This window comes from Pseudomonas lurida (assembly GCF_013522705.1).
GTDB lineage: Bacteria > Pseudomonadota > Gammaproteobacteria > Pseudomonadales > Pseudomonadaceae > Aquipseudomonas > Aquipseudomonas quebecensis.
The window spans coordinates 1-26,443 of sequence record NZ_JAAMRE010000045.1 but is presented as its reverse complement, the minus strand read 5'-3'; the positions used below and the strand labels follow the sequence as shown (position 1 = coordinate 26,443).

General features: G+C 60.2%; 29 protein-coding genes and 1 pseudogene. 14 read left to right on the top strand and 16 right to left on the bottom strand.

Annotated features, from left to right (window positions below):
• Positions 1–90: integrase core domain-containing protein (locus G7025_RS26030; protein WP_181079982.1), on the top strand; the 90-nt coding region annotated here is incomplete at its 5' end.
• Positions 91–142: 52 nt separating this feature from the next.
• Here G7025_RS26030 and G7025_RS26025 read toward each other — a convergent pair.
• Both G7025_RS26025 and earP read right to left on the bottom strand, forming a co-directional pair.
• Entirely contained in the window at positions 143–715 is a 573-nt protein-coding gene (locus G7025_RS26025) for an elongation factor P (protein WP_003172723.1), read from the bottom strand.
• Positions 716–764: 49 nt separating this feature from the next.
• Entirely contained in the window at positions 765–1,898 is a 1,134-nt protein-coding gene (gene earP / locus G7025_RS26020; RefSeq protein ID WP_181081862.1) for an elongation factor P maturation arginine rhamnosyltransferase EarP, read from the bottom strand.
• A gap of 132 nt (positions 1,899–2,030) precedes the next feature.
• On the opposite strand from earP, the gene G7025_RS26015 reads away from it, so the two are divergent.
• Positions 2,031–2,399 carry a hypothetical protein gene (locus G7025_RS26015; RefSeq protein WP_181081861.1) on the top strand — a complete coding sequence of 123 codons (369 nt, stop codon included), beginning with the start codon at positions 2,031–2,033 and terminating at the stop codon, positions 2,397–2,399.
• 5 nt (positions 2,400–2,404) lie between these two features.
• Complete coding sequence (locus G7025_RS26010) at positions 2,405–2,887, top strand: GreA/GreB family elongation factor (protein WP_181081860.1); 483 nt, start codon at positions 2,405–2,407, stop codon at positions 2,885–2,887.
• Between the two features lie 86 nt (positions 2,888–2,973).
• Here the strand turns inward: G7025_RS26010 and cysB are convergent, their stop codons facing one another.
• The 5 genes from cysB to G7025_RS25985 form a co-directional block, all read right to left on the bottom strand.
• Positions 2,974–3,948 (bottom strand): HTH-type transcriptional regulator CysB, encoded by a 975-nt coding sequence (gene cysB / locus G7025_RS26005; RefSeq protein ID WP_017849520.1) that lies wholly within the window; start codon positions 3,946–3,948, stop codon positions 2,974–2,976.
• Between the two features lie 103 nt (positions 3,949–4,051).
• Entirely contained in the window at positions 4,052–4,552 is a 501-nt protein-coding gene (locus G7025_RS26000) for a universal stress protein (RefSeq protein ID WP_181081859.1), read from the bottom strand.
• Positions 4,553–4,623: 71 nt separating this feature from the next.
• On the bottom strand, positions 4,624–5,535 hold the full coding sequence (locus tag G7025_RS25995) for a 5'-nucleotidase (protein WP_181081858.1): 912 nt from the start codon (positions 5,533–5,535) through the stop codon (positions 4,624–4,626).
• Between the two features lie 15 nt (positions 5,536–5,550).
• Positions 5,551–6,513 (bottom strand): putative 2-dehydropantoate 2-reductase, encoded by a 963-nt coding sequence (locus tag G7025_RS25990; RefSeq protein ID WP_181081857.1) that lies wholly within the window; start codon positions 6,511–6,513, stop codon positions 5,551–5,553.
• On the bottom strand, positions 6,510–6,896 hold the full coding sequence (locus G7025_RS25985; RefSeq protein ID WP_181081856.1) for a thioredoxin: 387 nt from the start codon (positions 6,894–6,896) through the stop codon (positions 6,510–6,512). The genes G7025_RS25990 and G7025_RS25985 overlap by 4 nt, the downstream gene beginning before the upstream one ends.
• On the opposite strand from G7025_RS25985, the gene G7025_RS25980 reads away from it, so the two are divergent.
• Positions 6,895–7,329, top strand: a complete 435-nt coding sequence (locus G7025_RS25980) for a PilZ domain-containing protein (protein ID WP_181081855.1) — start codon at positions 6,895–6,897, stop codon at positions 7,327–7,329. The two genes, G7025_RS25985 and G7025_RS25980, sit on opposite strands and share 2 nt — an antisense overlap.
• A 130-nt stretch (positions 7,330–7,459) precedes the next feature.
• Complete coding sequence (locus G7025_RS25975; RefSeq protein ID WP_181081854.1) at positions 7,460–8,536, top strand: 3-deoxy-7-phosphoheptulonate synthase; 1,077 nt, start codon at positions 7,460–7,462, stop codon at positions 8,534–8,536.
• A 70-nt stretch (positions 8,537–8,606) separates the two neighbouring features.
• On the opposite strand, the gene G7025_RS25970 is transcribed toward G7025_RS25975, so the two are convergent.
• Positions 8,607–8,888: a GNAT family N-acetyltransferase gene (locus G7025_RS25970; protein ID WP_181081853.1), complete on the bottom strand. Its 282-nt coding sequence runs from the start codon at positions 8,886–8,888 to the stop codon at positions 8,607–8,609.
• Between the two features lie 610 nt (positions 8,889–9,498).
• On the opposite strand from G7025_RS25970, the gene oprI reads away from it, so the two are divergent.
• Positions 9,499–9,750: an outer membrane lipoprotei OprI gene (oprI, locus tag G7025_RS25965; protein WP_003172710.1), complete on the top strand. Its 252-nt coding sequence runs from the start codon at positions 9,499–9,501 to the stop codon at positions 9,748–9,750.
• A gap of 132 nt (positions 9,751–9,882) precedes the next feature.
• Here the strand turns inward: oprI and G7025_RS25960 are convergent, their stop codons facing one another.
• The 3 genes from G7025_RS25960 to G7025_RS25950 form a co-directional block, all read right to left on the bottom strand.
• On the bottom strand, positions 9,883–10,851 hold the full coding sequence (locus G7025_RS25960) for a L,D-transpeptidase family protein (protein WP_181081852.1): 969 nt from the start codon (positions 10,849–10,851) through the stop codon (positions 9,883–9,885).
• 83 nt (positions 10,852–10,934) lie between these two features.
• Complete coding sequence (locus G7025_RS25955; RefSeq protein ID WP_003172705.1) at positions 10,935–11,228, bottom strand: hypothetical protein; 294 nt, start codon at positions 11,226–11,228, stop codon at positions 10,935–10,937.
• Positions 11,229–11,286: 58 nt separating this feature from the next.
• A complete protein-coding gene (locus G7025_RS25950) occupies positions 11,287–11,892 on the bottom strand; it encodes an arylesterase (RefSeq protein WP_181081851.1) in 606 nt (201 codons plus the stop codon).
• 10 nt (positions 11,893–11,902) lie between these two features.
• Between G7025_RS25950 and G7025_RS25945 the strand changes: the two genes are divergently transcribed.
• Together G7025_RS25945 and G7025_RS25940 are read left to right on the top strand one after the other, a co-directional pair.
• A complete protein-coding gene (locus G7025_RS25945) occupies positions 11,903–12,586 on the top strand; it encodes an ABC transporter ATP-binding protein (RefSeq protein WP_181081850.1) in 684 nt (227 codons plus the stop codon).
• Entirely contained in the window at positions 12,586–15,096 is a 2,511-nt protein-coding gene (locus G7025_RS25940) for an ABC transporter permease (RefSeq protein WP_181081849.1), read from the top strand. The genes G7025_RS25945 and G7025_RS25940 overlap by 1 nt, the downstream gene beginning before the upstream one ends.
• Positions 15,097–15,141: 45 nt before the next feature.
• Here G7025_RS25940 and greB read toward each other — a convergent pair whose 3' ends face one another.
• Positions 15,142–15,615: a transcription elongation factor GreB gene (gene greB, locus G7025_RS25935; protein ID WP_181081848.1), complete on the bottom strand. Its 474-nt coding sequence runs from the start codon at positions 15,613–15,615 to the stop codon at positions 15,142–15,144.
• 118 nt (positions 15,616–15,733) lie between these two features.
• Positions 15,734–16,735, bottom strand: a complete 1,002-nt coding sequence (locus tag G7025_RS25930; protein WP_181081847.1) for a hypothetical protein — start codon at positions 16,733–16,735, stop codon at positions 15,734–15,736.
• Positions 16,736–16,946: 211 nt separating this feature from the next.
• Here G7025_RS25930 and G7025_RS25925 point away from each other — a divergent pair, with 211 nt between their 5' ends.
• The 3 genes from G7025_RS25925 to G7025_RS25915 are packed head-to-tail and all read left to right on the top strand — an operon-like array spanning position 16,947 to position 20,337.
• Complete coding sequence (locus G7025_RS25925; RefSeq protein ID WP_181081846.1) at positions 16,947–17,873, top strand: ATP-binding cassette domain-containing protein; 927 nt, start codon at positions 16,947–16,949, stop codon at positions 17,871–17,873.
• Positions 17,870–18,595: an ABC transporter permease gene (locus tag G7025_RS25920; RefSeq protein WP_181081845.1), complete on the top strand. Its 726-nt coding sequence runs from the start codon at positions 17,870–17,872 to the stop codon at positions 18,593–18,595. Before G7025_RS25925 ends, G7025_RS25920 begins: the two co-directional genes overlap by 4 nt.
• Before the next feature lie 14 nt (positions 18,596–18,609).
• On the top strand, positions 18,610–20,337 hold the full coding sequence (locus G7025_RS25915) for a Gldg family protein (RefSeq protein WP_181081844.1): 1,728 nt from the start codon (positions 18,610–18,612) through the stop codon (positions 20,335–20,337).
• Between the two features lie 4 nt (positions 20,338–20,341).
• On the opposite strand, the gene G7025_RS25910 is transcribed toward G7025_RS25915, so the two are convergent.
• The 3 genes from G7025_RS25910 to G7025_RS25900 all read right to left on the bottom strand — a co-directional run bounded on the left by G7025_RS25910 (position 20,342) and on the right by G7025_RS25900 (position 22,869).
• Positions 20,342–20,650, bottom strand: coding sequence for a class I SAM-dependent methyltransferase (locus tag G7025_RS25910; RefSeq protein ID WP_181081843.1), 309 nt, complete (start codon positions 20,648–20,650; stop codon positions 20,342–20,344).
• 260 nt (positions 20,651–20,910) lie between these two features.
• The gene (locus G7025_RS25905) at positions 20,911–21,345 is read right to left on the bottom strand and encodes a DoxX family protein (protein WP_181081842.1); all 435 of its coding nucleotides are present in this window, start codon (positions 21,343–21,345) and stop codon (positions 20,911–20,913) included.
• Between the two features lie 102 nt (positions 21,346–21,447).
• Positions 21,448–22,869 (bottom strand): MltF family protein, encoded by a 1,422-nt coding sequence (locus G7025_RS25900; RefSeq protein WP_181081841.1) that lies wholly within the window; start codon positions 22,867–22,869, stop codon positions 21,448–21,450.
• Between the two features lie 234 nt (positions 22,870–23,103).
• On the opposite strand from G7025_RS25900, the gene G7025_RS25895 reads away from it, so the two are divergent.
• From G7025_RS25895 to G7025_RS25885, 3 genes and pseudogenes are all read left to right on the top strand, one after another.
• Positions 23,104–23,910, top strand: a complete 807-nt coding sequence (locus G7025_RS25895) for a TatD family hydrolase (RefSeq protein WP_181081840.1) — start codon at positions 23,104–23,106, stop codon at positions 23,908–23,910.
• Positions 23,911–24,006: 96 nt separating this feature from the next.
• On the top strand, positions 24,007–25,488 hold the full coding sequence (locus G7025_RS25890; protein WP_181081839.1) for a methyl-accepting chemotaxis protein: 1,482 nt from the start codon (positions 24,007–24,009) through the stop codon (positions 25,486–25,488).
• 198 nt (positions 25,489–25,686) lie between these two features.
• Positions 25,687–26,443: pseudogene (locus G7025_RS25885) on the top strand (type IV secretion protein Rhs); the annotation flags it as partial.

Below are 26,443 nucleotides of genomic sequence, written 5' to 3'. Positions count from 1 at the left end.
ATTGACGAGTCGGTCGAGATCTATAACCACAAACGACCTCATATGGCCTTGAAATACAAAACGCCCGATGCGGTGCATCGGGCGTTATGAGACTGAAGCAGGTGTAAACCTATTTCAGGACTGGACATCGGCACAGCCAGAATTACTTCTTGGCGCGACCTTTGTACGAACCACCTTCGCGGGTGTCGATTTCGATCAGGTCGTCGATTTCGATGAAATCGGCCACTTGCAGTTCGGTGCCGTTGCTCAGTTTGGCAGGCTTCATCACCTTGCCAGAAGTGTCGCCACGGGCGGAACCTTCGGTGTAGGCAACCTTACGCACGATAGTGGTCGGCAGCTCTACGGAAACCAGGCGCTCTTCGAAGAAAATCGCTTCGCAGACGTCTTCCATGCCTTCTTCGATGAACGGCAGAACGGCTTCGATATCTTCAGCGTTCAGCTCGTACATGGTGTAGTCGGTGGTGTCCATGAACGTGTAGGTGTCGCCGCTGATGAAGGACAGGGTCGCTTCTTTGCGGTCGAGGATCACGTCGTCCAGTTTGTCGTCGGCGCTGTAGACGATCTCGGTCTTGTAACCGGTCAGCAGGTTCTTCAGCTTGGTCTTCATGATTGCGCTGTTACGACCAGACTTGGTGAACTCAGCTTTCTGAACCAGCCAAGGGTCGTTTTCGAGACGGATCACTGTACCGGGTTTCAGTTCTTTACCAGTTTTCATTACGTATATCCGAAATTTGGATGGGATTTACAAAAATCAAGGTCGCGTATCATATCCAACTTTCATAAAACTGTACCAGCGCCGTCGCAAGATCGGTCTGCAACCCCTGTTCCAGACACCATGTTTGGGCGTGTTGGCTCACCTCCGGCCACTGTTCCAGCAGCATTTTCCACGCTTGAGCCATATCGGCCTCCGCGTTCCAGGCTTGCCAAAGCCCGATCAACGCCGCCCTTGCCGCCGCCGATAAGGCGGCGGTGTACAGCTCAAGGAAGGCATCGAGCTTATCGAGGTGAATGTCTTCGTCCTGACGGTAGATGTGCCACAGCAGCGGGCGCCCGGCCCATTGGGCGCGCACGAACGAGTCTTCGCCGCGTACGGCATTGAAGTCGCAGCACCACAACAGGCGGTCATATTGCTCCTGGCGCACGAACGCAATGACCTGCACGGTCAGTGATCCGCGCTGCTGGATGTCGCCCGCTGTCAGACGGTCCAGGCCCAGCCAGCGCTGCACATCGCCAAGAATGCGCCCCTCGGGAACCAACAGATGAGTGGCACGCCCGTCCGTCGATAACACTTCCAGCCAACTGCCCAGTCCGGCGTTTTCGTAGGCAAACAGAGAGATCAGCCGCGCACCGACTGCGGGATACACGCCGAGGGACTGTAGGAAATATTGCTGCGCACTGACATCCTGCTGAAACGCCGTACGTCGCTCCAGCAATCCCGCCTCACGCAACAGACCGCCCGTGCCGGGCCGGAACCCGGGAAAGAAGAAGTACTTCCGCACGCCCTTGAACTTCACCGACGGCAGCTTGTGACACCCTACCACCCACTCTTCGGCACTGAGGTAATCCAGGTTCATCCACAATGGCGTGCGTTCACGTGCGGCCATACCTTCCATGTAGTCAGGCGGCAACTGGCACGCGAACGCGGCGATCACCACATCCGCCGCAGGCGCGTCTACCCACTCGGCCGGCCAATGACGCACTTCGACGCCTTCCTGCCATTGCATGCCTTGCCGCACATCAATGTCCGGGCACATGCGCTCGAAGGCGCGCAGGTCATCGACCCACAAGCGCACGTCACAACGGTGCTCAACCACCAATTGCCGGGCCAGGCGCCAGGTCACGCCGATGTCGCCGTAGTTATCGACAACGCTGCAAAAAATATCCCAGCGGGCTTTCATTCCGGGCTCCATCGATCAAAGGCTCGATTGTCCGCATAAATGCGCGGATGCAGAAGGCTTGATCGCGATTATTCTGCACAGTGGCTGTGCGACAATCGCCGTCACGCCGTCAATGCCTGCCAGGAGGCCGCCATGTCTGACCGTCCGTTATCGCCGTTCAAGCTGATACTCGCCATTGCCCTCGGCCTTTGGCTGGGGTTCGTCGCCATTGCGCTGACCACCTGGCTGGCTTCACGCTACCTGTTCCCCCAAGCGTTGGCGCCCGTCGCCCAGGCGGTGCAAGAGGTGGGCAAGCCCGCCGCCGCCGCGCCGCAGCCGCCCAACCCAATGTTCGAGCAGTATCAGCAGAACCTGCAGAAACAGGAACAACAGCAGGCACTCGATCAGGCGCGTAATAACGCGCGCAATCTGTCCAACCCCAAATGCCAGTTCTGGCTGCAACAGGACCAGAACGCACCGAACGAGAAGTCCCGGGCCAATGTCCTGCAATTCTGCGATTGATGACCATGAATAAACACGCTGTCCACACACTCATTCTGGAAAAGCTCGGCGATGATCTCGACATCGCCCAACGGGCCGCGCAGACCGCGTACGAAACCGCGACCCACGAAGAAAACATCGCCGAGAACAAATACGACACGCTGGGGCTGGAGGCCTCTTACCTGGCAGCCGGGCAGGCTAAACGGGTTGAGGAAATCAAACAGGCGCTGACGCTGTGCCAGAACCTGCAACTGCGGGCATACGATGACCAGCGCGGCATAGAAGTCGGCGCGCTATTGGGCCTGGAAGATGACAACGGGCGCCAGCAGTGGCTGTTCCTGGCGCCCGATGGGGCGGGGTTGAAAGTGGACGTGGTGGGCCAGCCGGTCACCGTCATTACCCCGCGCTCGCCTCTGGGCAAAAACCTGCTGGGCAAATTCGAAGGGGATGACGTGGAGATTCTGGTGGCAGGCGCTCGGCAACACTTCACGGTTACCGAGGCCAAATAACTTGAGCGCGCGCTCGAATCACCTAAGGACGCAAAGGTGATTCGAACGGCGCGCTATCGCAAAACGGCCGCCACGGGCCGGGCCAATCAGTGAACCGGCAGCTCCACACCGTCGAACAGCTCCTCCAGTTCCTGCTTGTTGTGGCACTGGATAGCCTTGGCCATGACTTCACGGGTGAGGTGCGGGGCGAATTTTTCGATGAAATCGCACATGAACCCGCGCAGGAAGGTTCCGCGACGGAAGCCGATCTTGGTCACGCTGGACTCGAACAACTCACTGGCATCCAGCACCACCAGGTCTTTATCGAGCTGGGTGTCCACCGCCATCTTGGCGACGATGCCCACGCCCAGGCCCAGGCGCACGTAAGTCTTGATCACGTCGGCATCGGCGGCGGTAAACACCACTTTGGGCGTGAGGCCGCGATGGCTGAAGGCCTCATCGAGCTTGGAACGCCCCGTGAACCCGAACACATAGGTCACGATCGGGTATTCCGCGAGGGCTTCGAGGGTCAGCTTCGGCAGCTTGGCCAACGGGTGGCCCTGAGGCACCACCACGCAACGGTTCCAGCGGTAGCAGGGCATCATGACCAGATCGCCGAACAGCTCCAGCGCCTCGGTGGCGATGGCGAAATCGACGGTGCCGTCGGCGGCCATCTCGGCGATCTGCATCGGCGAGCCTTGATGCATGTGCAGCGCCACGTCCGGGTACTGTTTGATGAAATCGCGGATCACTGGAGGCAGCGCATAGCGCGCCTGGGTGTGGGTGGTGGCGATCGACAGGGTGCCCTTTTTTTCGTTGGAAAATTCCTGGGCGATCTGCTTGATGCTTTCGACTTTTCGCAGGATTTCGCCGGCGGTGGTGATAATGCGCTCACCGGCCGGCGTGACACGGGTGAGATGCTTGCCGCTGCGCGCGAACACTTCGACGCCCAACTCGTCTTCGAGCAGGCGGATCTGCTTGCTGATACCGGGTTGCGAGGTGTAAAGGCTTTGAGCAGTAGCGGAAACGTTGAGGTCGTGGTGCGCCACTTCCCAGATGTAGCGCAGTTGTTGAAGCTTCATATCAATCCCTCAAAGCAGATAGACGCCACGGGTATCAGCGACGGTATATAACTATATTAAAGGTTTGGAGGATAAATCTAGAACTTTTTATCCTTTACTCCACTCACACGTCATCACTTCGTCGACGTTGCAGCGACGGCACCAGATAAACCGGTACCGTGGACAGCTGCACCACCCGCGAAGCCGTGCGCCCCAGTGGCGTGGCCGCCGCGCTGGCGCAGCTGTGACTTCCTACGATCAACAGGTCCACGGAAAGTTTACGCAGTTGGTCGAGTATCACCTCGCAAGGATCGCCCTGGATCACGCGCACCGAGCGGATCAATTGCAAATCCTGCCCCCCCTCCCCCAACTCCTCACGAAAACTGTCCAGTACCCGCTGTTCGATGGTGGCAATCATTGTGCGCAGGCCCTCACTGCGCCACTCATTCAGGCTCTGTTCATCGAGATAACTGTGCAGCACCGATTCGGCAAACAGCCCGATCGGCTCCACCACGTGAATCACATACAGATCCGCCTTGAACGTTCGCGCCAGCGCCAATGCATGTTGCATCACGTACGGCGCGTACAGACCAAGGTCCGTGGCGTACAGCATCGAACCAATCATAAAAACCTCCTGGACGGCCAGGATGGCGCAGATCAAATCAGCTTAGCAGCGCCGCATTGATTTCGACTGCTTCAGACCTGGGTTCCGACTTCGTTGCTGATGCCATGGGGCACATGCCCGGTGGCTACCACCTCCCTGGCTTTCTCACAATGACCGGCCTGGTCATCGAAAAACACATCGGCGGCAAACGCCTCAAGGAACGCGGCCTTCTCCAGGCCACCGAGAAACAGCGATTCGTCCAGCCGGATGTCCCATTCCCGCAAGGTGCGAATCACCCGCTCATGGGAAGGCGCCGAACGCGCGGTAACCAGGGCCGTACGGATCGGGCACGCCTCATCGGGAAACTCACGCTGCAGCAAATTCAACGCCGCGAGGAATCCCTTGAACGGCCCGCCGTGCAACGGCTGGCGCGCCGACTCGCGCTCGCTGGCCTGGAACGCCGCCAGCCCACCGGCCTGGTACACGCGCTCGGACTCATCGGAGAACAGCACCGCGTCACCGTCAAAGGCGATCCGCAGCTCCTCGCTGCACGCCCGCCGTGGGCCGCCCGACAAAATCGTCGCCGCCGCGAAGCCGGCATCCAGGGCACTGCGCACATCTTCAGCATGGGTGGAAAGAAACAGATGACAACCGAACGCTGCCAAATAAGGATATGGACTACGCCCTCCGGCGAAAGCGGCGCGGGAAATATCCAGGCCGTAATGCTGGATCGAGTTGAATACCCGCAGTCCGGTGTCGGCACTGTTGCGCGACACCAGCACCACCTCGACCCGCGCGCGGCCCAGGCTGGCGTTGAGGTTCAGCAGTTTCCTGACCAGCGGGAAGGCATCGCCGGGCTCGAGAATCTCTTCTTCGTGGTCGATCTGATATTTACGGTAGGTCTCCACACCTTCGGCCAGGTAAATCCTGTGGCTTTCGCCGAGGTCGAACAGCGCCCGCGATGAAATCGCCAGCACCAGCTTGTCGCCCAATCCCTTTGCCATGTGCGTCCCCCCGAATCAGCGGTTGTGCCGATCAATAAAGCTCAAGGCCTGATAGAGCGCCCGCATGCGCGGCAACTCGCACCCGGCGGCCCTGGCGGCCGATAGCGGGCGCGCATAGATCGCCGCCAGTTCCAACGGGCGTTTGTGCATATAGTCGTGATACATGCTGGGCAGGTAATCGTCCATGGTTTCGGTCATGGCGAACATCTGCCCCGCGTAGCTTGCCGGGATGTCATGGCCGCAGGCGTGGGCAGCCTGCACCACTTCGGCCATCAGCGCCTGGATCAGCTCGCGGCTCGATTCGTCGGCCATCATGGCGGTGGTGCCGGTTTTCAAGAGCACAGAGAGCCCGTTGAACGGCACGTTCCACACTAACTTATGCCAGCGCGCCTGATGCACATTGGCCATGGCCTGGGATTCGATCCCGGCCTGGTGAAACAACGCGGCACCGGCTTCGACTATTGCTGTCCGACGCCCCTCATCATTGGCTGCCGCGCCGCTGTGGTAGCCCAGATTAACCCGCCCCAACGCCTCATGCTCGACAACGCCTGGGCCGGAGCGGTGTACGCCGATGTAGCACAAGCCACCCAGCAAGTGCAGCGACGGGGGCAGGTGTTCGCGCAGGCTGTCTTCGACGTCGAGGCCGTTTTGCAGCAACACCACCTTGGCGTCCGGGGCCGCCACCTGGGCCAGGGTCGGAGCCAGCTCCAGATTCCCGGTCGACTTGGTGCCCACCAGCAACCAATCGCAGGGCGGCATATCGGCCGCACGGGCATAGGCCTGCACCGGCTGCAGGTGCAAAGTGCCATGCACCTTACTGTTCACCCGCAGGCCATGGGCGCTCACCGCGGCATATTCACTGCGCAGCAGGAAGTGCACATCGAACCCGGCGCGCGCCAGCATCAAGCCGTAGAAGCCACCGATGGCGCCGGTGCCGATGATGCCGATACGCGGCGAGTGGGGTGCAACTGCTGTCATGGCAATTCCTCGGGTAGACGGGTTAGCGCTTCATTTACGGCCTCGGTAATGGCCGCGGGTGTAAGACGTGTCTGTAATTGCCCAAGGAATCGACCCTCGCACACCACAAACAGCGCCGGCAAATGAAAGATCTGGTATCGCTCCACCGCGCCGCCATTATTCCCCGCATCCACCCAGCACACACGGTCCACCGCCAAGCGCCAGCCCGGCAATTGCTGGCGTGCCCAGCGGCAACTGGCACAACCGGCGCTGACGAATACCAGCAGCGAAACCCCTGGCAATACCAGCAATTGCTGGTCAATATCCAGGTCGGTCAATTCCAGTTCCTTCACTATACTGCTGCCACCGCCGTCAACGGGACGGTGCTCGGAGTCCGTGTACATGGGTCGTTTTTTACCTCACCCTGATGATGTCGCTGTCGAGTTAATCCAACGTCCCTCCCCTGCCATTCCCCGCCAACGCCTGCACGCCGTCGGCCTGGGCGGTGTCGCCTGCCAGTCGCCCCGCGCCTGGCGCCAGGGCAGCGCAGTTGACTTGCATATTCCCTCACTGGGCGCCAGTGCGCGCTATCCAGGGTACGTGGCCTGGTGCCGCAAGGTGGAAAGCGGCTATCGCGTGGGCATTTCGTTTACCGACGAACATGCCTTGTTCGGCGCGCGAATGGGGGAACAAGCATGCCGGATAGAACGCTACTGCCGCCAGCACGATGATGCACAGCCGACACCGCTGCAGTTCGAGGCCCTGGCCCGAGAGTGGGTGGCGCGTCATGCTCTGGAGTTCTCCCACGAAGCGTTTGTGCAGCCGGCGCGGGATTAAACCGGCCCAGCCCATTGTCGCGGGCCCGTATTACGCGCTAAGGTTCCTCCCCCCTGCATCCAAATCATGCTGTGCACCGCCGCACGGGAATGGCTGGCGGCCGGCACCCGTGACCCTGACGAGTAACACGATGGCTGATTTACCGATCAATGACCTAAACGTCGAATCCAACGAGACCCTGATCACCCCAGATCAGCTCAAGCGCGAAATCCCGTTGAGCGAGTCTGCCCTGCAGACCGTCACCAAGGGCCGCGAAGTCATTCGAAACATTCTTGACGGCACCGACCACCGCCTGTTTGTGGTAATCGGCCCTTGCTCGATCCACGACCTCAAGGCCGCCCACGAATACGCCGAACGTCTCAAAGTGCTGGCAGCGGAAGTGTCCGACACCTTGTACCTGGTCATGCGCGTCTACTTCGAGAAACCGCGCACCACCGTTGGCTGGAAGGGTTTGATCAACGACCCGTACCTGGACGACTCGTTCAAGATCCAGGACGGTCTGCACATCGGCCGTCAATTGCTGCTGGACCTGGCAGAAATGGGCCTGCCCACCGCCACCGAAGCGCTGGACCCGATTTCCCCGCAGTACCTGCAGGACCTGATCAGTTGGTCGGCCATCGGTGCGCGCACCACCGAATCCCAGACCCACCGCGAAATGGCGTCCGGCCTGTCATCGGCAGTGGGCTTCAAGAATGGCACCGACGGCGGCCTGACCGTGGCGATCAACGCGCTGCAGTCGGTGTCCAGCCCTCACCGTTTCCTGGGTATCAACCAGGAAGGCGGCGTCTCCATCGTCACCACCAAGGGCAATGCCTACGGTCATGTGGTGCTGCGGGGCGGCAACGGTAAGCCCAACTACGACTCGGTCAGTGTCGCGCTGTGCGAGCAGGCGCTTAACAAGGCCAAGATCAAGCCGAACATCATGGTTGACTGCAGCCACGCCAACTCCAACAAGGACCCGGCCCTGCAGCCGCTGGTAATGGAAAACGTCGCCAATCAGATCCTGGAAGGTAACCAGTCGATCATCGGCCTGATGGTCGAGAGCCACTTGAACTGGGGCTGCCAGGCCATTCCCAAGGACTTGGCCGATTTGCAGTACGGTGTATCGATCACCGATGCCTGCATCGATTGGGCCGCCACCGAAAACACCTTGCGCAGCATGCACGCCAAGCTCAGGGACGTATTGCCCAAGCGCACACGCGGCTGAACCCGCCTCGTATCGCGCACACAAAAACGCCGGGCTGAACCCGGCGTTTTTGTGTGCAGTTGTCTAAAACTTACAGCTTTGCAGCATGGCGCTGATGGCGCTCCATGTAGCGCTCCACGTAGGAGCAGGACGGGATCACCGTGTAGCCCGCCTTTTCTGCGAACTTCAACGCCTCCTCGGTCAACGCCGCCGCAATGCCACGGCCTCTTAGCGCGTTGGGCACGAAGGTGCGATAGATATCCAGGGTCTGCTTGCCGAGATCCATGTAGGTCAGGTAGGCACGATGACCGTCCACAGTGGTCTCGAACTGATGACCTGTCTGGTCATGGTGGATGGACAACGCCTCGCTCATCACTACTCCTCGCGGGTCTTGGTGTGTGACCCTTACCTTACCGATGTTTTTCCGGCGAAGGAACATCTACGCCAACCCGTGCCGGTTTCGACAACGAGAAACCTATAGCGCTCACAACCAGCCCGTAGGGAATAGTAGGCACCAATCCTGCAATTGCTCAAGGCGCATGCACCATCCCCCGCCGCTGGCGGATATAGAAAGGGCTTCGACCTCTGGAAGATCGAAAGCCTGAACATTGCCGGCAGTTGAACCTTGAGACGAACAGGCGCTCTTAAAGTCACCTCTACATGCTTAAAAAGATGCCTGTCCAGACGCCATCAGGCGCAACGAAAGTGCCTGGGTAGTTATATAATTTTTCATCTGTGTACAAGGCGAAACGCATGCCGGCCGGCCCTCTCAGCTGACCTTCAGCGGTGTGCACGGGCAAAAAATTGAACAGTTTTTATACAACCCTACGAAAGGTTAGCCAAAACAGATTCGCTGCGAGAATTTTTTTTGCTTCTTGCGCAACGTCAGTTTACTTACTACAAGTAATGGGTAGTATGTACGCCGGCTATAAGCTCAATCTGAGAAGTAGCCATTTAACAGAAAGTCCTTGAAGGGGAACACGATGAACAACGTTCTGAAATTCTCTGCTCTGGCTCTGGCCGCAGTTCTGGCTACCGGTTGCAGCAGCGTCTCCAAAGAAACCGAAGCTCGTCTGACTGCAACTGAAGACGCAGCAGCTCGCTCCCAGGCTCGTGCAGACGAAGCCTACCGTAAAGCTGATGAAGCTCTGGCTGCTGCTCAAAAAGCACAACAGACTGCTGACGAAGCTAACGAGCGCGCTCTGCGCATGCTTGAAAAAGCTAGCCGCAAGTAATAGTCCCTCGGGGTTGTTACCAAGCCGATCCATTTTTGGATCGGCTTTTTATTGCCTGGAGTTCCCCATGAACCCGGCCAATAAAAAACCCGCCGCGGCGCGAGGCCGTGGCGGGTTCAGAAGGACGCAGGCTTACTGCTGCAGATCGATCGGCGCACTGGAAACCATGGGCGCCGCGCCAGGCACGCCGATTTCGGTGGGCAAGCCGTCTTCCGCCGCCACTACATCACGCACCTGATCCCAGTTCACCCGCAGGTTATTGGCCAGGTCTTCACGCTTGAGCAGGGCGTTGATCACAGCGGTGTGCTTGTCGACCACCGACGGCGTACCGTCATCGTTCAAGGGCGTGTGCGCCTCCAGGTACACCTTGCCGCCACTGCTGCCGAACTTGTAGGCATCGTTGATGATGCGCACCGATGTGCCCACCGGCACCATGCCGGCCATCTCCAGCACGTTGTTGTTGAACATACGGAAGCAGCCATGGCTGGTACGCGTGCCGATACCGAACTTCATGTTGGAGCCGTGGATCAGGTAACCCGGCGTGCCCAGGGTGAATTTGAACGGACCCAACGGGTTGTCCGGCCCGGCGGGCACCACGTTGGGCAGCGGGTCGCCATTGGCGGCATGCTCGGCCTTGATCGAGGCCGGCGGCGTCCAGGTCGGGTTCGGCGTCTTGGCGATGATACTGGTGTGGGCAATCGGCGAGCCCCATCCTTCACGACCGATCCCCAGCGGGAACGTGTACACCACGTCCTGCCCCTTGGGGTAGTAATAAAGCCGGTATTCCGCGAGGTTGATCACAATACCCTCGCGCGGCCCCGGCGGCAGGATGAAGCGCGTCGGCAGCACAATCTCCGTACCCGCGCCCGGCAACCAGGCATCCACGCCAGGGTTGGCGGCAACCATCTCCGAATAGCCCAGGTCATAGGTGGTGCCCAGGTCGGCAAAGGTGTCTTCGTACTTGGCCTTGATCACTTGGACCTGGCCGACGATGTCTTCGCCCGGAGGTGGCAAGGGCAACTGCAGGGCCGCCGCCGGGCCGGCCGCACACAGGGCAGCAAGAGACAGGCAGCAGGTAACGACGGAAAGGCGCGAGAACATCCGAAAAATCCTTCGCAGAACGACGGGTAGGTTAAAGGCGAATCGCTAGCTTACAACTTATAGCTCCACGCCTGCAGCTGCTTCTAAAGCTCAAACCGCAGTTCCGGCCAGATCGGCGGGGTGCCGCGCTTTTGGGATTCAAGGATAGCCCGGCACAGGGGGCATAGGCGCTGATCCTGGAAGATCGAACGATCCACCAGCGACCAGCGTGGCTGGGCCGGCAATAAAGTGCCGCACAGCGTACGGTCGATGGAGCCGCCCAGTTCCAATTGACGCGTCACCAGATGCACCCGCACTTCCTGGCAGGCGAACAGATCCAGCTGCTCGTCCGGCTCGATCAGTTGGTAATTAAACAGGGACCAGGCAGGACGCGACATCGAGGGCTCCAAATCAGGGGGGCGCCACCTTAGCCGAAAGCCTGCCGGTAGAAAAGCGTCATAACAGCGGTTTGAGCGATGGCCAGACATTTTCCAGCAACTTGTCCTGGGCACCCACCGCCGGGTGCAGGCCATCGGCCTGCATCAGCTCGGGATGACCGCCAACCCCCTCCAGGAAAAACGGCACCAGCGGCACCTTTTTTTGCTGCGCCACATCGCCGAAGACTTTGTTGAAAGCCTCGACGTAGCGCTTTCCATAATTGGGTGGAATCTGCATGCCCAGCAGGAGCACCTTCGCTCCGCTGTCCTGAGACTGCTGAATCATCGAAGCAAGATTTTGTTGCAATTGCGCAGGTGGCTGGCCGCGCAGGCCGTCATTGCCGCCCAACTCGATAACCACCACCTGCGGCTTATGCGCCGCAAGCGCCGCCGGCAGCCGCGCGAGGCCGCCGGCACTGGTGTCGCCGCTGATGGAAGCGTTGACGACTTTATCGTCGAAACCTTCCTTCTTGAGGCGTTGCTCCAGCAATGCCACCCACCCTTTGCGGGTATCCAGGCCGAAACCGGCACTGATACTATCGCCAACGATCAGGACTGTACCCGCCGCTGCGTTCTGCGCCATGCACATCAAGGCCAGGCCAGCACTCAAAAACCACATTCGCATCGGATTCTCCATGGGCGCAAGCATTCTCACCGCGCGGAACCTTAGCAAAGTGGTTCCCAGCGCGGAAGGTGAACTGACTATCCTGCACGAACTGAGCCTGGAACTGAACAAGGGCGACAGCCTGGCTATCGTCGGCAGTTCAGGTTCCGGCAAATCCACGCTCCTGGGCCTGCTGGCCGGCCTCGACCTGCCCAGCGGTGGCGAAGTCACCCTCGCCGGGCGTGCCTTAAGCAGCCTCGACGAAGACCAAAGGGCGCGCATCCGCGCCGAGCATGTGGGCTTCGTCTTCCAATCCTTTCAACTGCTCGACAGCCTCAACGCCCTCGAAAACGTCATGCTGCCGCTGGAACTGGACGGCCGTAAAGACGCCCGCGAACGCGCCAGGCACCTGCTGGAGCGCGTGGGCCTGGGCCAGCGCCTGACCCACTCGCCACGTCAGTTATCCGGTGGCGAGCAGCAACGCGTGGCGATTGCCCGCGCGTTCGCCGCCGAGCCGGACGTGCTGTTCGCCGATGAACCCACCGGCAACCTCGACAGCCACACCGGCGAGCGCATCAGCGACCTGCTGTTCGAACTCAATAAAGAGAGCGGCACGACCCTGGTGCTGGTCACCCACGACGAGCGCCTGGCCCATCGTTGCCGACGCCTGATCCGCCTTGAAGCCGGCCTGATGGTCGCGCCCCTGGAGCCTTGATGGCACGTTTGCCGCTGTTGCGTCTGTTAAGCCTTGCCATGCGCCAATTATTGCGCGATGCCCGTGCCGGTGAATTGCGCGTATTGTTCTTCGCCCTGCTGGTGGCCGTGGCGGCCAGCACCGCCATCGGTTACTTCGGCGCGCGCCTCAACGGCGCCATGCTGCTGCGTGCCACCGAGTTTCTCGGCGCCGACCTGGTTCTCGAAGGCAGCTCCCCGGCGCGACCCGAACAGGTCCGGTCCGGCACCGAACTGGGCCTGGATCATGCGCGCGTGGTGGAATTCTCCAGCGTGATTGCCACCGACAATGGCATCCAGCTGTCCAGCATCAAGGCCGTCAACGAACAGTACCCGCTGCGCGGTGCGCTCAAAAGCGCAGCCGCGCCCTTTGCCGAAGAAACGCCGGGCGGCGGTCCGAAACCCGGTGAAGCCTGGGTGGAGGCGCGCCTGTTGACGGCGCTTGACCTCAACGTCGGCGACAGCATCGATGTGGGTATGAAAACCCTGCGCCTGGCGCGCGTGCTCACTTATGAGCCGGACCGCGCCGGTAATTTCTACAGCCTCACGCCCAGGGTGATGATCAACCTCGCCGACCTGGAGGCCACCGGCGTGGTACAGCCTGGCAGCCGTGTCAGCTACCGCGAACTGTGGCGCGGACCGCAGGGCAGCACCGCGCTGCAAACCTATCGCGACCTGATCAAACCCGGCCTTGCCGCCAACCAGCGACTGCAGGACTCACGGGACGGTAATCAACAGATCGGCGGAGCCCTGGGCAAGGCCGAGCGTTACCTGAACATGGCCAGCCTGGTGGCCGTGCTGTTGGCGGGGGTGGCGGTCGCCCTGTCGGCCAACCGCTTCGCCACGCGCCGTTTTGACGCGAGTGCGCTGTTGCGCTGCCTGGGGTTGTCACGCCGCGAGGCCATGCTGCTGTTCAGTCTGCAACTGAGCGTACTGGGCCTGCTGGCCAGTCTCACCGGGGCCCTGCTCGGCTGGCTGGCGCAGTTTGGCCTGTTCTATTTCCTACATGATCTGTTGCCGGCGGATGTGCCACCGGGCGGTCTGTTACCGGCCGTAGCGGGGATCGGCACCGGCCTGGTCGCCCTTGCCGGCTTTGCCTTGCCACCCTTGGCTGCACTCGGTCGCGTACCGCCGCTGCGGGTGTTGCGCCGCGACCTGCTGCCGATCCCGTCCAGCACCTGGGTGGTCTACGGCGCCGCATTATTCGCCCTGGGCCTGATCATGTGGCGTCTGAGCCTCGACCTGGTGCTGACCTTCGCCCTGCTCGGCGGTGGCGTGGTGGCCGCTTTGGTGCTGGGCGGCCTGCTTCTGCTGCTGTTGCAAAGCCTGCGTCGACTGCTGGCCGGTGCAACCCTGCCCTGGCGCCTGGGCCTCGGCCAACTGCTGCGCCACCCCTTGGCTGCGGCTGGCCAGGCGTTGGCGTTCGGCCTGATCCTGCTGTCCATGGGCTTGATCGCTCTGTTGCGCGGCGAACTGCTCGACACCTGGCAGAACCAGTTGCCCAAGGACGCGCCCAATTATTTCGCCCTGAACATCCTGCCGGCCGACAAGGAGGCTTTCGGCGCACGCCTGCTCGAAGTCCAGGCGCAATCGGCTCCCCTGTACCCGGTAGTGCCCGGACGGCTGATCAGCATCAATGGTGAACCGGTGCAGGAAATCGTCAGCAAGGACTCCAGCGGTGATCGCGCCGTGCAGCGCGATCTCAGCCTGACCTGGGCCGCCGACCTGCCACCGGGCAATGCCCTGACGGAAGGCACATGGTGGCCGCCGCAACCTTCAGACGATATTCCCGGCGTTTCGGTCGAGGCCAAGGTAGCGCAAAGCCTCAAACTCAAGCTCGGCGACCATCTGATCTTCACGATAGGCGGGGAAAATCGCGAGGCGCGGGTCACCAGCCTACGCACCATCAACTGGGACAACTTCCAGCCCAACTTCTTCATGATTTTCCAACCCGGCACCTTGAAGAACCTGCCCACCACGTACCTGACCAGTTTTTACCTGGCACCGGGTCATGATCAGCAGATCGTGGACCTGTCCCGCGCGTTTCCAGCCGTGACCATCCTGCAGGTGGAGGCGCTGCTGGAGCAGTTGCGCAGCATCCTTGCCCAGGTGACCCTGGCCGTGGAATACGTGCTGTTGTTCGTATTGGCCGCAGGCATGGCGGTGCTGTTTTCCGGCCTGCAAGCGACACTGGATGAACGCATCCGCCAGGGCGCGCTGTTGCGGGCGCTGGGTGCCGAGCGCACATTGCTGGTGACGGCCAGGCGCATCGAGTTCGGCCTGCTGGGTGCCGTCAGCGGGTTGCTGGCGGCGCTGGGCACCGAGCTGGTGACCTGGGTGTTGTACCGCTATGCGTTCGACCTGGCCTGGCACCCTCACCCGTGGCTATTGCTGCTGCCGGTGATAGGTGCTGTGTTGATCGGAGGGGCCGGCGTATTCGGCACGCGCCGTGCGCTCAATGCCAGCCCGCTTACTGTGCTGCGCGAAGGTTGATTCGCCACAGGCCCGCCCCGTTCAAGGGCGGCGGGCCTGCAGCGTTCACTTTTGATACTCAATAGCGGTAATCCACCAGCACACCTCGCCGGTTGGCGTCTGCACAATCGCCTCGTCGTCCACTTCCTTGCGCAGCAGTGCGCGGGCCATCGGCGAATCGATGGAGATGTAATCCATACGGTCGTAAATCTCGTCATAGCCGACGATGCGAAACCGTTTGGTTTCTCCCTGCTCGTTTTCAATGTCGACCCACGCGCCAAAGAACACCTTGCCTTCCTGCTCAGGGGAGTACTCCACCACACGCATGTCTTCCAGGCGTTTGCGCAGGTAACGCACCCGGCGGTCGATCTCGCGCAGCAGTTTCTTGTTGTACTGGTAATCGGCGTTCTCGCTGCGGTCTCCCAGCGAGGCCGCCCAGGTGACTTTACGCGTGGTGTCCGGGCGCTTTTCGCGCCACAGGTAATCCAGCTCTTTCTTCAGCGCCTCATGACCTTCTTTGGTAATCAGCTTGGTACTCAAACGCTTGCATCCTCGGCAATGTCCATGAACGCCGATGCTCCAGAGTCTCGGCCCTTGGTGTCGACTGACTGAGGTGGATGATAAATGAACCGCGCAAAGTAGCCAGCGTCGCCAAGCCTCAACCCGCCAGCCCCTGATCCATCTCCTGCAGCGCTCTTTGCAGATTTTGACGCAAAATCGATAGGTGGGATTTAGTCAGGTTCAGCGCCTCAGCCTTCTGCTCCATGGTATGCGCCTGCGCCTGCTGCTGCGTCTCGAGCAGCTCCAACTCCCGCCTCTTCTCATCCATTTGCTGCTGCTCCTGCTGCAACCGCGCCTGCCAGCGCTCGAGCTCCGCCTCCCGCTCGACGACAGCGAGCTTTTGCTGGGTCAAATCCTGGGCCACCCGCGCCAGGTTTGTCAGCGTACTGTCCACTTGCGCCAAGGTATGGCGCTCCATGGGAACGGAGGGAGCCGCCTGGGGCACCGCGTCGGGCGCCTCCAGCAGCTGCGGGCTGCAAAGCTCGGCCTGCGCCTCAACGGCCGTCGGCGGGCCATCCGGCGCCGCAGCGCCCGCCTCAACCGGATCCTGCACAACCGGTTGCCGCGCACGATCCGGCGGGCTCGCGACCCTGGGCGGCGAGACCATCTGCGATGAAAAACGAATGGATGGAACAATCAGCGACGCGCTTTCAATCGCCGCCAGCGCAGGGGCCGATATCCCCAGGGTAATCACTTTCATCACCAGCGCTTTCTTGATGATCACCGAGTGATGATCTTCAGGCCTGGCAGGCGGCAACTTACAACCTTTGAGGTCGACAAAATGGTAGGGCACCTGGGGTTCGGTCCCCTCCTCCAGCTTATTGTTCGATGCAGCGGCCAGCATCAGGATCTGCTTGAACGCTTGCATCGCGATTTGCAGGTGCTCCCTGGACTCGATGCGATCCAGAAAATACCGTTCGGTCTTTTTGTGCAACGCCGCGATGTAGACCCTGGAGCTGCCGGGCTCGACTTCTTCGTCCAGGCTGTAGACAAGAAAATTGGAAGCGATCTGAGTCACCGCAAACCCACAGAGCAAGGCACCGTTGACCGGAGCATCCTGGCCGTTACGTTCAAGAACAAGAGTACGTAGAAGCATCATAGTAATCAGGCCTGATTTCAAAGGACGAAGGTTTATATAAACATCTGACACATGGATATCTAAATACACATCAATTGTTTCAGCGAAGCCCCAAGAAGGAACGTAGGACTTGTCTTATTAGTTCTGAGCACCGTTCCCAAAACCAGATAATCACCGTAACCTTTTTTCGCCTTGCCCCCTCACTCTCCGCCACACTTATTCGACAATAAAAATGATTGAAATAAGCAAGCTCAATAAAACCCTAGGCAACAGAAAGATAATTAATGACTTGTCATTCAGTTCCATTCAAAAGGAATGCCTGGGTTTATTCGGAGATGACGACAGCGCCAAGACCATGCTATTGAAATTGATAGCAGGGGCGATCCCACCGTGCAGCGGACATATTAAAATCGACACGCTGGATACACGTACCCATTCCATCAAGGCTAGAAAGCTAATCGGCTATCAAGTCGAACAAGGGCTGAGCCACCCCACCATAACCGTTAATAAAGTGCTTCATTACATGGCCGCCATTCGCGGCTTCAGCGGCAATGAAAAACGCTGGCGGGTAGCCGAAGCCGTTGCGCGCCTGGAATTGCTGGCGGTGCTGAATACGCCGCTCGACGCATTGCCCATAGACCTGAAACGCAAAGTCGCAATTGCGCAGGCCATCCTGCATACCCCCACCTTGTTGCTGCTCGATCAACCCACGCAAGGGCTGGCCCCCGACCAGATATACGCGTTCAAAGAGACCGTGCAGGCGTTGACGCAAGAGATGACGGTCATCATCGCGTCGCGCAATGCCGAGCACCTGAGTGAACTGTGCACGCGCGCGCTCATCATTACCGATGGGCAACTGGTGGCTGACGCCCCTTTGCTCGACCTGCAGCGCAACTCCCGGCACTGCCAGGCGGTGACGCTCAGCGCCGACACACCACTGGATTTATTGTCCCTGGCCGTATTGCCCGGTGTCGCCGGCATCGAAGAACACCGTCATGCTCCCGGTACAGTGACCGTACTGGCCATGCCTGGGCACGCGATCTACCCGCATATCAATACGCTGATCGCCAACCGTCGCTGGAAAATAAACACATGGCGCCTGGAACCCGGCCGCCTGAGCGATCCACGGCAAAACCCGAGCCAGTTGGGGTCCCTGTGAAGTTGATCCCGGTGATTTTCAAACGACAGTTGGGCTGCTACCTCTCGACACCCGCCACCTATTTGAGTGTCGCCCTGTTTCTAGCACTGTCCATGGCCGGAGGCGTCCACATCAACCAGTGGCCCGGACAGGAGATTGTCGATCTGGGGGCATTCGTTCAGTTACATCCGTGGTTGCACTTATTGCTGATACCCGCCTTGGCCACGCAACTATGGTCGGACGAGTCCAACGCCGGCTTTATCGAACTTCTACCCACACTTCCCATCACCACGGCCGAACTTTCCATCGGCAAATTCCTCGCAGCCTGGTGCGTGGCAGGCATGGCCTTGAGCCTTATGTTCCCGGTGGTTATCGCCATCAACTACCTCGGCAACGCAGACAACGGTATTATCGCCTCGCAACTGACCGCAAGCTGGCTGCTGGCAGGCAGTTATCTTTCGATCGGCGGTTTTATTTGCACGTTAACACGTCACCGCATAGTTATTTTCGTACTCACACTGGGCTTATTACTGATTGCCAGTGGGCTTTCTTATGTCGTAGATGCGTTGGAACATCAATTGCCTATTCAAGTGCTGGAAAGTTTGAGTGCGCTTAGCCCATTTTCAAGATTCGCGCTGATCGACAATGGTCAGTATCTGCTCCATGACAGCCTGTATTTCATCAGCGTGATTTTCGCCTTCCTGACTGCTACCACAGTCACTCTCAATTCGAAGTACCGCTGAGAAGGAAGCTCAACATGGGATCCCTGCTGCGCACCGGCATGACACTGATTGTCATCGCACTGACGTTCCTGGCGTTCAACCTGGTCTGGCTTGAAAAACTTCCCAATCCCCAGTGGGACTTTTCCCAACAGGGCATTCATTCCCCACCTGCCCCGATAAAACGCTGGTTGAATACGTTGGAACATCCAGTGGACCTGTACTACTTCAACGCGCACAACGCCCCAAATCGAACTCAGGCGCTGAACCGACACGGCAAGCGCATTGAACAGCGGCTCAAAGACTATGAAAAACGGGCCAAGGGTATGATCAATCTGCACGTGATTGATCCACTGCCTTTTTCGGAAGATGCCTATAAGGCCAGTCTGTACGGCCTGAGCGAAGACATGGGTTTTCTCGGCCTGATCGGTACGCGCGCGGGAGTGGGCGTACAGCGTATCGAATCATTGCGCCTCGACCACGAACCGTTGCTTGACTACGAAATCAGCCACCTGATCTATAAGTTGCAGCATCCAGAACGCCCCAGCGTGGGGCTGCTGTCCGGGATACCGCTGGGCGAACCCGCGGGTCGATTGATGGGTGAGCTGCGGCGTCATCTCACGTTTATCGACCTGCAACCGACCGGCCAACGCGTGCCCGAACAGCTCAAGGCACTGATGGTCGTGCAGCCAAGCCTGCTGCCGGAACGCGCCTTGTATGAGATCGAACAGTTTGTGTTGAAAGGCGGGAAATTGCTGATGTTCATCGACCCGTTGAGCGAACAGCGTACGCAAGCAGCACCCGATAATCCCAAGGTCGGTGAGTTGCTGGCTGCCTGGGGCCTGCACATGCCCGAAAGAAAGGTGCTGATCGACAGTCTTTACGGGTCCACGCCGGCACCTGGGCTCATGAAGCCCGGCATACCTGCGCTGGCGCGACTCAACGTGCCACGCCAGGCCATGAACAAAAACGACGTCAGCACCTGGCGATTGAACACCGTTGCGGTTTCCAGCAGCGGCGTCCTCTCGCCGCTCAACGGCAGCGCTGCAACCTTCACGCCGTTATTGCAAGGCTCCTGGCAGGCCGTGTTGCCGGAGGTTGCGCTCTTGGAGCCCATCACCCCGATGGCTTCATCAACGGACAGAGTGGCCTCCCCTGTGATCGCCGCCCGCATCGAAGGGCCGGCGTATTCGATTTTTCCCGATGGCCTCAAGGGCCAGCCGCCGGGTGTGCAGAAAGCCGCGCAGATACAGGTCGTGGTGGTCGCCGACACTGATCTGCTGATGGACCAGGACGCCGGCGCGGCGCCAACTGACAACGCACTGTTTATCTTGAACACGTTGGATAACCTGTCCGCCCTGGAGCCGCTTGCAAGCCTGCGTCCACGTGCGCCCCCATCGGCGAACCTGCTCGGCAAGATGCGCGAAGACGCCGAACACGCCTATCGCGCCAAAGCGATTGAACGGGAGCGCCGCCTGCAGGAAACGGAACAGCAATGGCGGCGACTGAACCCGGCGACGCTCACGCTTGGCTCCCAGGCCGTGGACACCAGCACCCAACTGCAAGCCCTCAACAAGGAACGGCTGCGCCTGCCGATAGAGCTGCACGCCTTGAGAGCCGACGCCTATGCGCAGGTGCGCCACCTGGAGCGAACGATCAAGCTGGTAGTGATACTCGCTGTGCCCTTGATGCTGTGCCTGGTGGCCTGGCTGCTCCACGGCGTGGAGCGTCGCCGTCGCGTGGCGTTTGACAACCAGGTCCGCTGAGGGCTCAGCGCCGTGCGATCAGACCCTGCCGGGCAATGCGAGTCAGTTGGCGGATCACTTCTTCGGCGTCGTCGGCGTTGGGCGCCTGGATGACTGCAAGGTCGAAGCTGTCACTGGCAAACCGAGCCAGCGAGTCGCCATCTTCGACAAACTGGATCAGGAACGCAGACGGGCGCCCGCTGCGACGCGGCCAGCCATCCAGATAACGCAGGAGCGTCGGCTGGTGCTTGCCGCCCAGGAGAATTTTCGGATTACGTTGAGTGAGGTCCGCGGTGATCGGGGCCAGGCGTATAAGGGGGCGTAGTGCATTCATCGTGTCGTGTCTCTGCCTCAAAAGTCTGCGGGCAGGTGAGAGGCAACACCGAACCAGCGCTTTAGCGGTATTTCGAAGGTACCTCACGAGGGAGAACACACTTCTGTCGGGCTGCATTGAGTCCCGGTGGCGCCCCGCAATTAGCTGTTTAAATCGGCGCATGAACGGCATCCTAGAGAAGCCGGAGGGGCAGTGTCAAGAATCCCGAGCAACGAAAAGGCCCACGCGAGCGTGGGCCTTTTCAGAGACTTGCAGGTAGGTCAGTGGGCGATGGCGCGGTCGGCGGAGAGCCTGCCGGCACCTTCCAGCAATACCGCCAGCGTGCCGCCCAGCAAGGCCAGTGCAAACTCATAACCGTTGTTGGCCATAAACAGGCCGTTATGAATATGCACAGAGAAGATCGCCACCAGCGTCAGGATGGTCAAGCCCAGCGCCGCCGGGCGCACCAGCAGGCCGATGATCAAGGCCAGGCCGGCGAAGAACTCGGTGCCACCCGAGAGCAATGCCATCAGGGTGCCCGGCGCCAGGCCGATGCTTTCCATCCACTGGGCGGTGCCTGCCAGGCCGTAGCCGCCAAACCAGCCAAAGAGTTTTTGCGAACCATGGGCGGCGAAAATGATGCCGACAACAATACGCAGGACAGTCAGGCCATAACCGGCGCGGGTGGACAACAGGCTTTTAATCAGTGGGCTCATGGTACGCATCCTTCGGGAAGTAGGGTTGGTTGGCCGCCATATTAATCAGTTTAGGCAATGATAAAAGCCGAAAAAGTGCGCCATTTATATCGATAAAATCGATTATTTGCGTGAGGCGACTTTCGTTGCGGTCGGCTCCAGGGACTCCCGCTCCCGATCAAACGCCAGGTAGTACTTATTGACGCTGTTGACATAGCTGACAGCCCCCATGCCGACCTGCTCCATGGCGATGCGCTCGACCTGGAAGAACCACTGGTTGGGGTTGAGCCCACGGCGCCTGGCCTCGGTGCGCATCCCTTGAACGCGCTCCGGCCCCATGTTGTAGGCCGCCAGCACAAATGCCATGCGCTCGCGCTCGTTAAGCTTGGGGCTGGCAAAGAATTTTCGGCGGATCATCGCCAGGTAACGCGCGCCGGCCTGCACGTTACCATCAAGGTTCTCGATATTATTGACGCCCACCCGCTGCGCCGCCGAAGGCGTGATTTGCATCAGCCCGGTAGGGCCGCCGCTGTTGCGCGCGCTGGGGTCCAGAGCGGACTCCTTGAACGCCAACGCCGCCAGGTTCAGCCAGTCCATGCCCTGCTCACCTGCATGCTTTTGCAGGATCGGGCGCAGTTTTTCCAGGCGCTGTCGGTCGACGCGGGCCAAAGGGTTGCGCACCTGGTAGAGACGCCGGTAAATGCGCTGAAACGCCACGTCCTGGTCAGCCGGCGTGCGATACGTCTTAAGGAATCGATCGATACTGGCCCGCAGCATTGACGCGTCCTGGCGCACAAACCAGTACTCGTCGCCGGACTCACTGATGGCCACCTGCTTGTCGAAACGCAACTTGGGCAGGATCTTCGACCAACGCTCGGCAATCGGTTTTTCGACAATGGTCAGGTGGAAGATCCCAGCCTGCACCATCTCCAGCACGTCTTCCACAGCGAGGGTCGGGTCAACCCACTCCACCTTGATAGGGGGCTGCTTATGCAGCGCCAGTTTCTGGTTGACCTGGCTGATGGCATCCGCCGCTGCGCTGCCGGTGGTCAATGCCAACGTCCGACCGGACAACTGCTCCAGCTTGGTAAAGCGCCGCTCACCCTTGACCCCCACCAGCCACAGCGGCACATCGCTGGCGATCGGGTCGCTGGGGCTGATCTTATGCGCCGCCTTTATATCCAGCAGCTCACCGGGCGCGACCAGGTCGCCTTCACCACGGGCCAGCGCGCCGAGCAACTGGTCCTTGGCCTTGGGAATGATTTTGAGGTTGATTGCCTGACCATCGCGGGCATGGCCATTGAGGTACTGCTCGAACGCGCGCAGGCGGTGATATTCCACGCCGATCGCCTGGCCCTGTACTTCGCCGGAGCTGTTGCGACTCTGGTTGACCAGCACGCGCAAAGTACGGCTTGAGCGGATCTCGGCCAGATCGCGGACTTTGCCGGGTTTAGTCACCTCCAGCGGGCCGTCCAGACGCGCGACCGCCGCCATGGGCAGCAGCAGCGCGAGGCATAACATCAACAATGCTGAGGGTCGGATCATCCGCTCTCCGGAAAGAATACTGCCCAGCGCACTCGGGAAAACGAGGGGCTGGGGGTCAGAAACAGAGCGCTTTCAGCGCAGGCTTCGCGTGCAACGCGAGCACGGATAAGGCACTTAGCCATCAACCATGTCGGTCGCAACGTTCAAAGACAGCTTTAAACCGTTGTAGTTCTTGGTTTTTCTTATAAATCTACAGCTCTGATATGCTTTCCGGCCGCAGGCGGAGATAGCACCATGCAACTCATTGATATCGGCGTCAACCTGACCAACGCCAGTTTCGACGATAAACACCAGGCGGTTCTCGACCGTGCCTATGCCGCCGGCGTGCAGCAATTGATCCTCACCGGCACCAGCGTCGACGGCAGCGAGCAAGCCCTGGAACTGTGCGTAAAACTCGATCCAGATGGCCAACGCCTGTTCAGCACGGCCGGCATACACCCTCACTCTGCCAGCGATTGGAATGGCGACAGCGCTCAGCGTCTACGCGGTCTGCTCAGCGAGCCGCGAGTGCGTGCGGTGGGTGAGTGCGGCTTGGATTTCAATCGGGATTTCTCCCCACGCCCGCAACAGGAAAAGGTCCTGGAGGCGCACCTGGCCCTGGCCGTCGAACTGAAATTGCCAGTGTTCCTGCACGAGCGTGACGCCAACCAGCGCCTGCTGGAGATCCTCAAGGACTACCGCGACCACCTTACCGCCGCCGTGGTGCATTGCTTCACCGGCGAACGGCAGGCGCTGTTCAGCTATCTCGATCTGGATTTGCACATTGGTATCACCGGCTGGATCTGCGATGAACGCCGTGGGACCCATTTGCATCCGCTTGTCAGAGAAATCCCCCGAGGCCGTCTGATGCTGGAGAGCGACGCGCCTTACCTGTTGCCACGCACGCTGCGACCCAAACCGAAAAACGGCCGCAACGAGCCCGCGTATCTAGGGGAAGTGCTGCGCGAAGTCGCCCTGCACCGCCAGGAAAGCGTGGAAGACCTGGCCCAACACAGCACCGCCAGCGCCCGTAGGTTTTTCGGGTTGCCTACGCTGGATTGATGCGGCGCATTGACCCATGTCAAAACCGGTTTCCTGAATAGCGGCACAATACTGGCACCTTGCCAATGCTGCTTTCGCTATCAGAGAAAACCTTCCATGGGTGCCTGGCTTAGCAATATCTCGTTGAAATACAAATTCTGGGCCGTCAACGCGGTCGCTTTTGTCACCACCCTGCTGCTGGTGCTATATGCCGTGCACCTCGAACAGCAGGCCCGTAGCGCGCAATCCTACGCGTCCGCGCAAGCCCAGGCGCAATTGCTCAGCGCCTGGCCGGCCGATAAGGCGGTGCCGAACGGTGAACTATGGTTGACGTTCCCGCGCGGCAAAGCCCCACAGCTGGCTGATCAGGATCTGTCAGCCCTGAACGACGCCAGCGGCTGGGTCGAGCTCAACCACCTGCCGTTGTTCGGTGAAAATGTTCTGATCGGCGCGCAAGTCGTGGCCCGCGCGGACGGCCAACAACTCGCCGCGCTCGCCTATGCGCCCAGCCTGAGCCAGGTGTTCAGCGAACGCTTCACCCATTACGCCGTGGCGGTATTGATCCTGATGCTGGCGATGCTCTGCGCCTCCCAGTTGTTGATCCGCTTCCTGCTCAGCCAGCTCAACACCCTCAAGGACGTCATGCTGCATGTGGAGAAAACCGGCGATCTCTCGGCCCGCGTGCCATTGGTGGGCAAGGATGAAGTCGGCCAGATGGCCAGCGCATTCAACGCCATGCAGGCCGGCTACCAACGCGTGGTCAACACCGTGGCGCGCACCGCCCGGCAGCTCGACGAGGGTGCCGCGCGCCTGGCCAGCAGCATGAACGACGTGCAGCACGGCATGCTCGGCCAGCAAAGCGAAACCGACCAGGCCGCCACTGCAATCAATGAAATGACCGCCACCGTGCACCATATCGCCCAGCATGCCGGCGCTACCCGCGACCTGTCTAAAACCGCCGACACCCTGGCGGGCAGCGGCCGCGAGGTAGTGACCCGTGTGCAACGCTCGATCGCCGGGCTGTCCACCGGTGTGCAGCAGACCGCCGAAATGATCCAGAAACTCGCCGAAGACAGTCAAAAAATCAACGGCGTGGTCAGCGTGATTCACAGCATTGCCGAACAGACCAACCTGCTGGCCCTCAACGCCGCCATCGAAGCCGCACGCGCCGGCGAAATGGGCCGCGGTTTCGCCGTGGTCGCCGACGAAGTGCGCAATCTGGCTAAACGCGTGCAAAGCTCTACCGACGAAATCACCCGCATGGTCTCGGCCCTGCAAGCCGGCACCCGCGACGCGGTGGACTTTATGCAGGAAAGCTCATTCAAGGCCGACGACTGCGTGCAACAGGCCCAGGACGCCGGTGCCGCCCTCGCCGACATCACCGACGCCGTGGCGCAGATGCGCGAGAGCAACACCCAGATCGCCGTCGCGGCCGAACAGCAAAGTCATGTCGCCGAAGAGATGAACCGCGCCGTGGTGAGCATCCGCGATGTGACCGAAAACACCGTGCAACAGACCGTGGACTCCGCCACCACCAGCAATGACCTGGCCACCCTCGCTGGGGAGTTGAGCAAGGCGATTGGGCAACTGAAGCTGTAGGAGTATTCAAGCTGTAATCCTCTACCTACAACAACACCACAATTTGCCCGCATTTTTGGCGAAATATCCTTGCTCTTCCGGCGAATAACGCCGACTTCCTTGCTCTGACAATCCCTCCAAAGTCTCTCGCCTGATCACACAGTGCGAGGGATTGCAGATGGTTCTTCCGATAAAGGCCCCGGTCGACGGGGCCGCCTCATGATGGGCGCGACCAGCGAAGCCATTGGCTTTCTGGTACTCGCCGCCCTGGATGCAAAGACCCGCGACGTCGAGTCCGTGCTCAGGGATTTTCGCGGATGCCTCAATAGTTACGACGCCTGGGCCGAGAGTGTCCTCAGCTTTTCGGCGCTGAATATCGAGCAGGTGTTCAAGGCCGGGGACGAAGCGGAGCGGGTCGCGCCGATCAACCGCTCGCTGTTCCCCAGCAGCACCGTTGCAGCATGCCGGGCCGACGGCACCTTGACCCTGGTGCATCGGTTCCAGAGTTCACGGTTCGTACCCATCGGCAATACACCGGTGATCCTCCAGCGCGTCGATGCAGACGGCACGCTGCTGGGCGAGCCGATTCATAAAACCATCGGGGCCAGCGGCATTCTTGAAGTCAAGGAATGCGAGCGTAACCAGCGCTACCGCATCCACTTCTACCCGAATGTATCCGCCGCGCATTTCAAGGCGCTGTACGCCTCTTATCAGGCGGTCATCACGCCGCTGGAGGCGTGGCTGCGCAGCGAATGGTCCGACACCTTCGAACCGCTGTGGCAGGGCTACTCCGAGGCGAACTTCCTTAAGCGCTACCTCTCGCTCCACGCCGCCTACGCGCGCGGATTTGGCGAAGCGCTGTACTCGCTGTGGGACAACCTCAAGCAACTGTTCCAGTGGCTGTCGGACCCGGTGGCCCATGCCGAGCAATGGCTGCGGTATCTGTCCCAGGCCGAGTTTGACCAGTTGCTGGCGC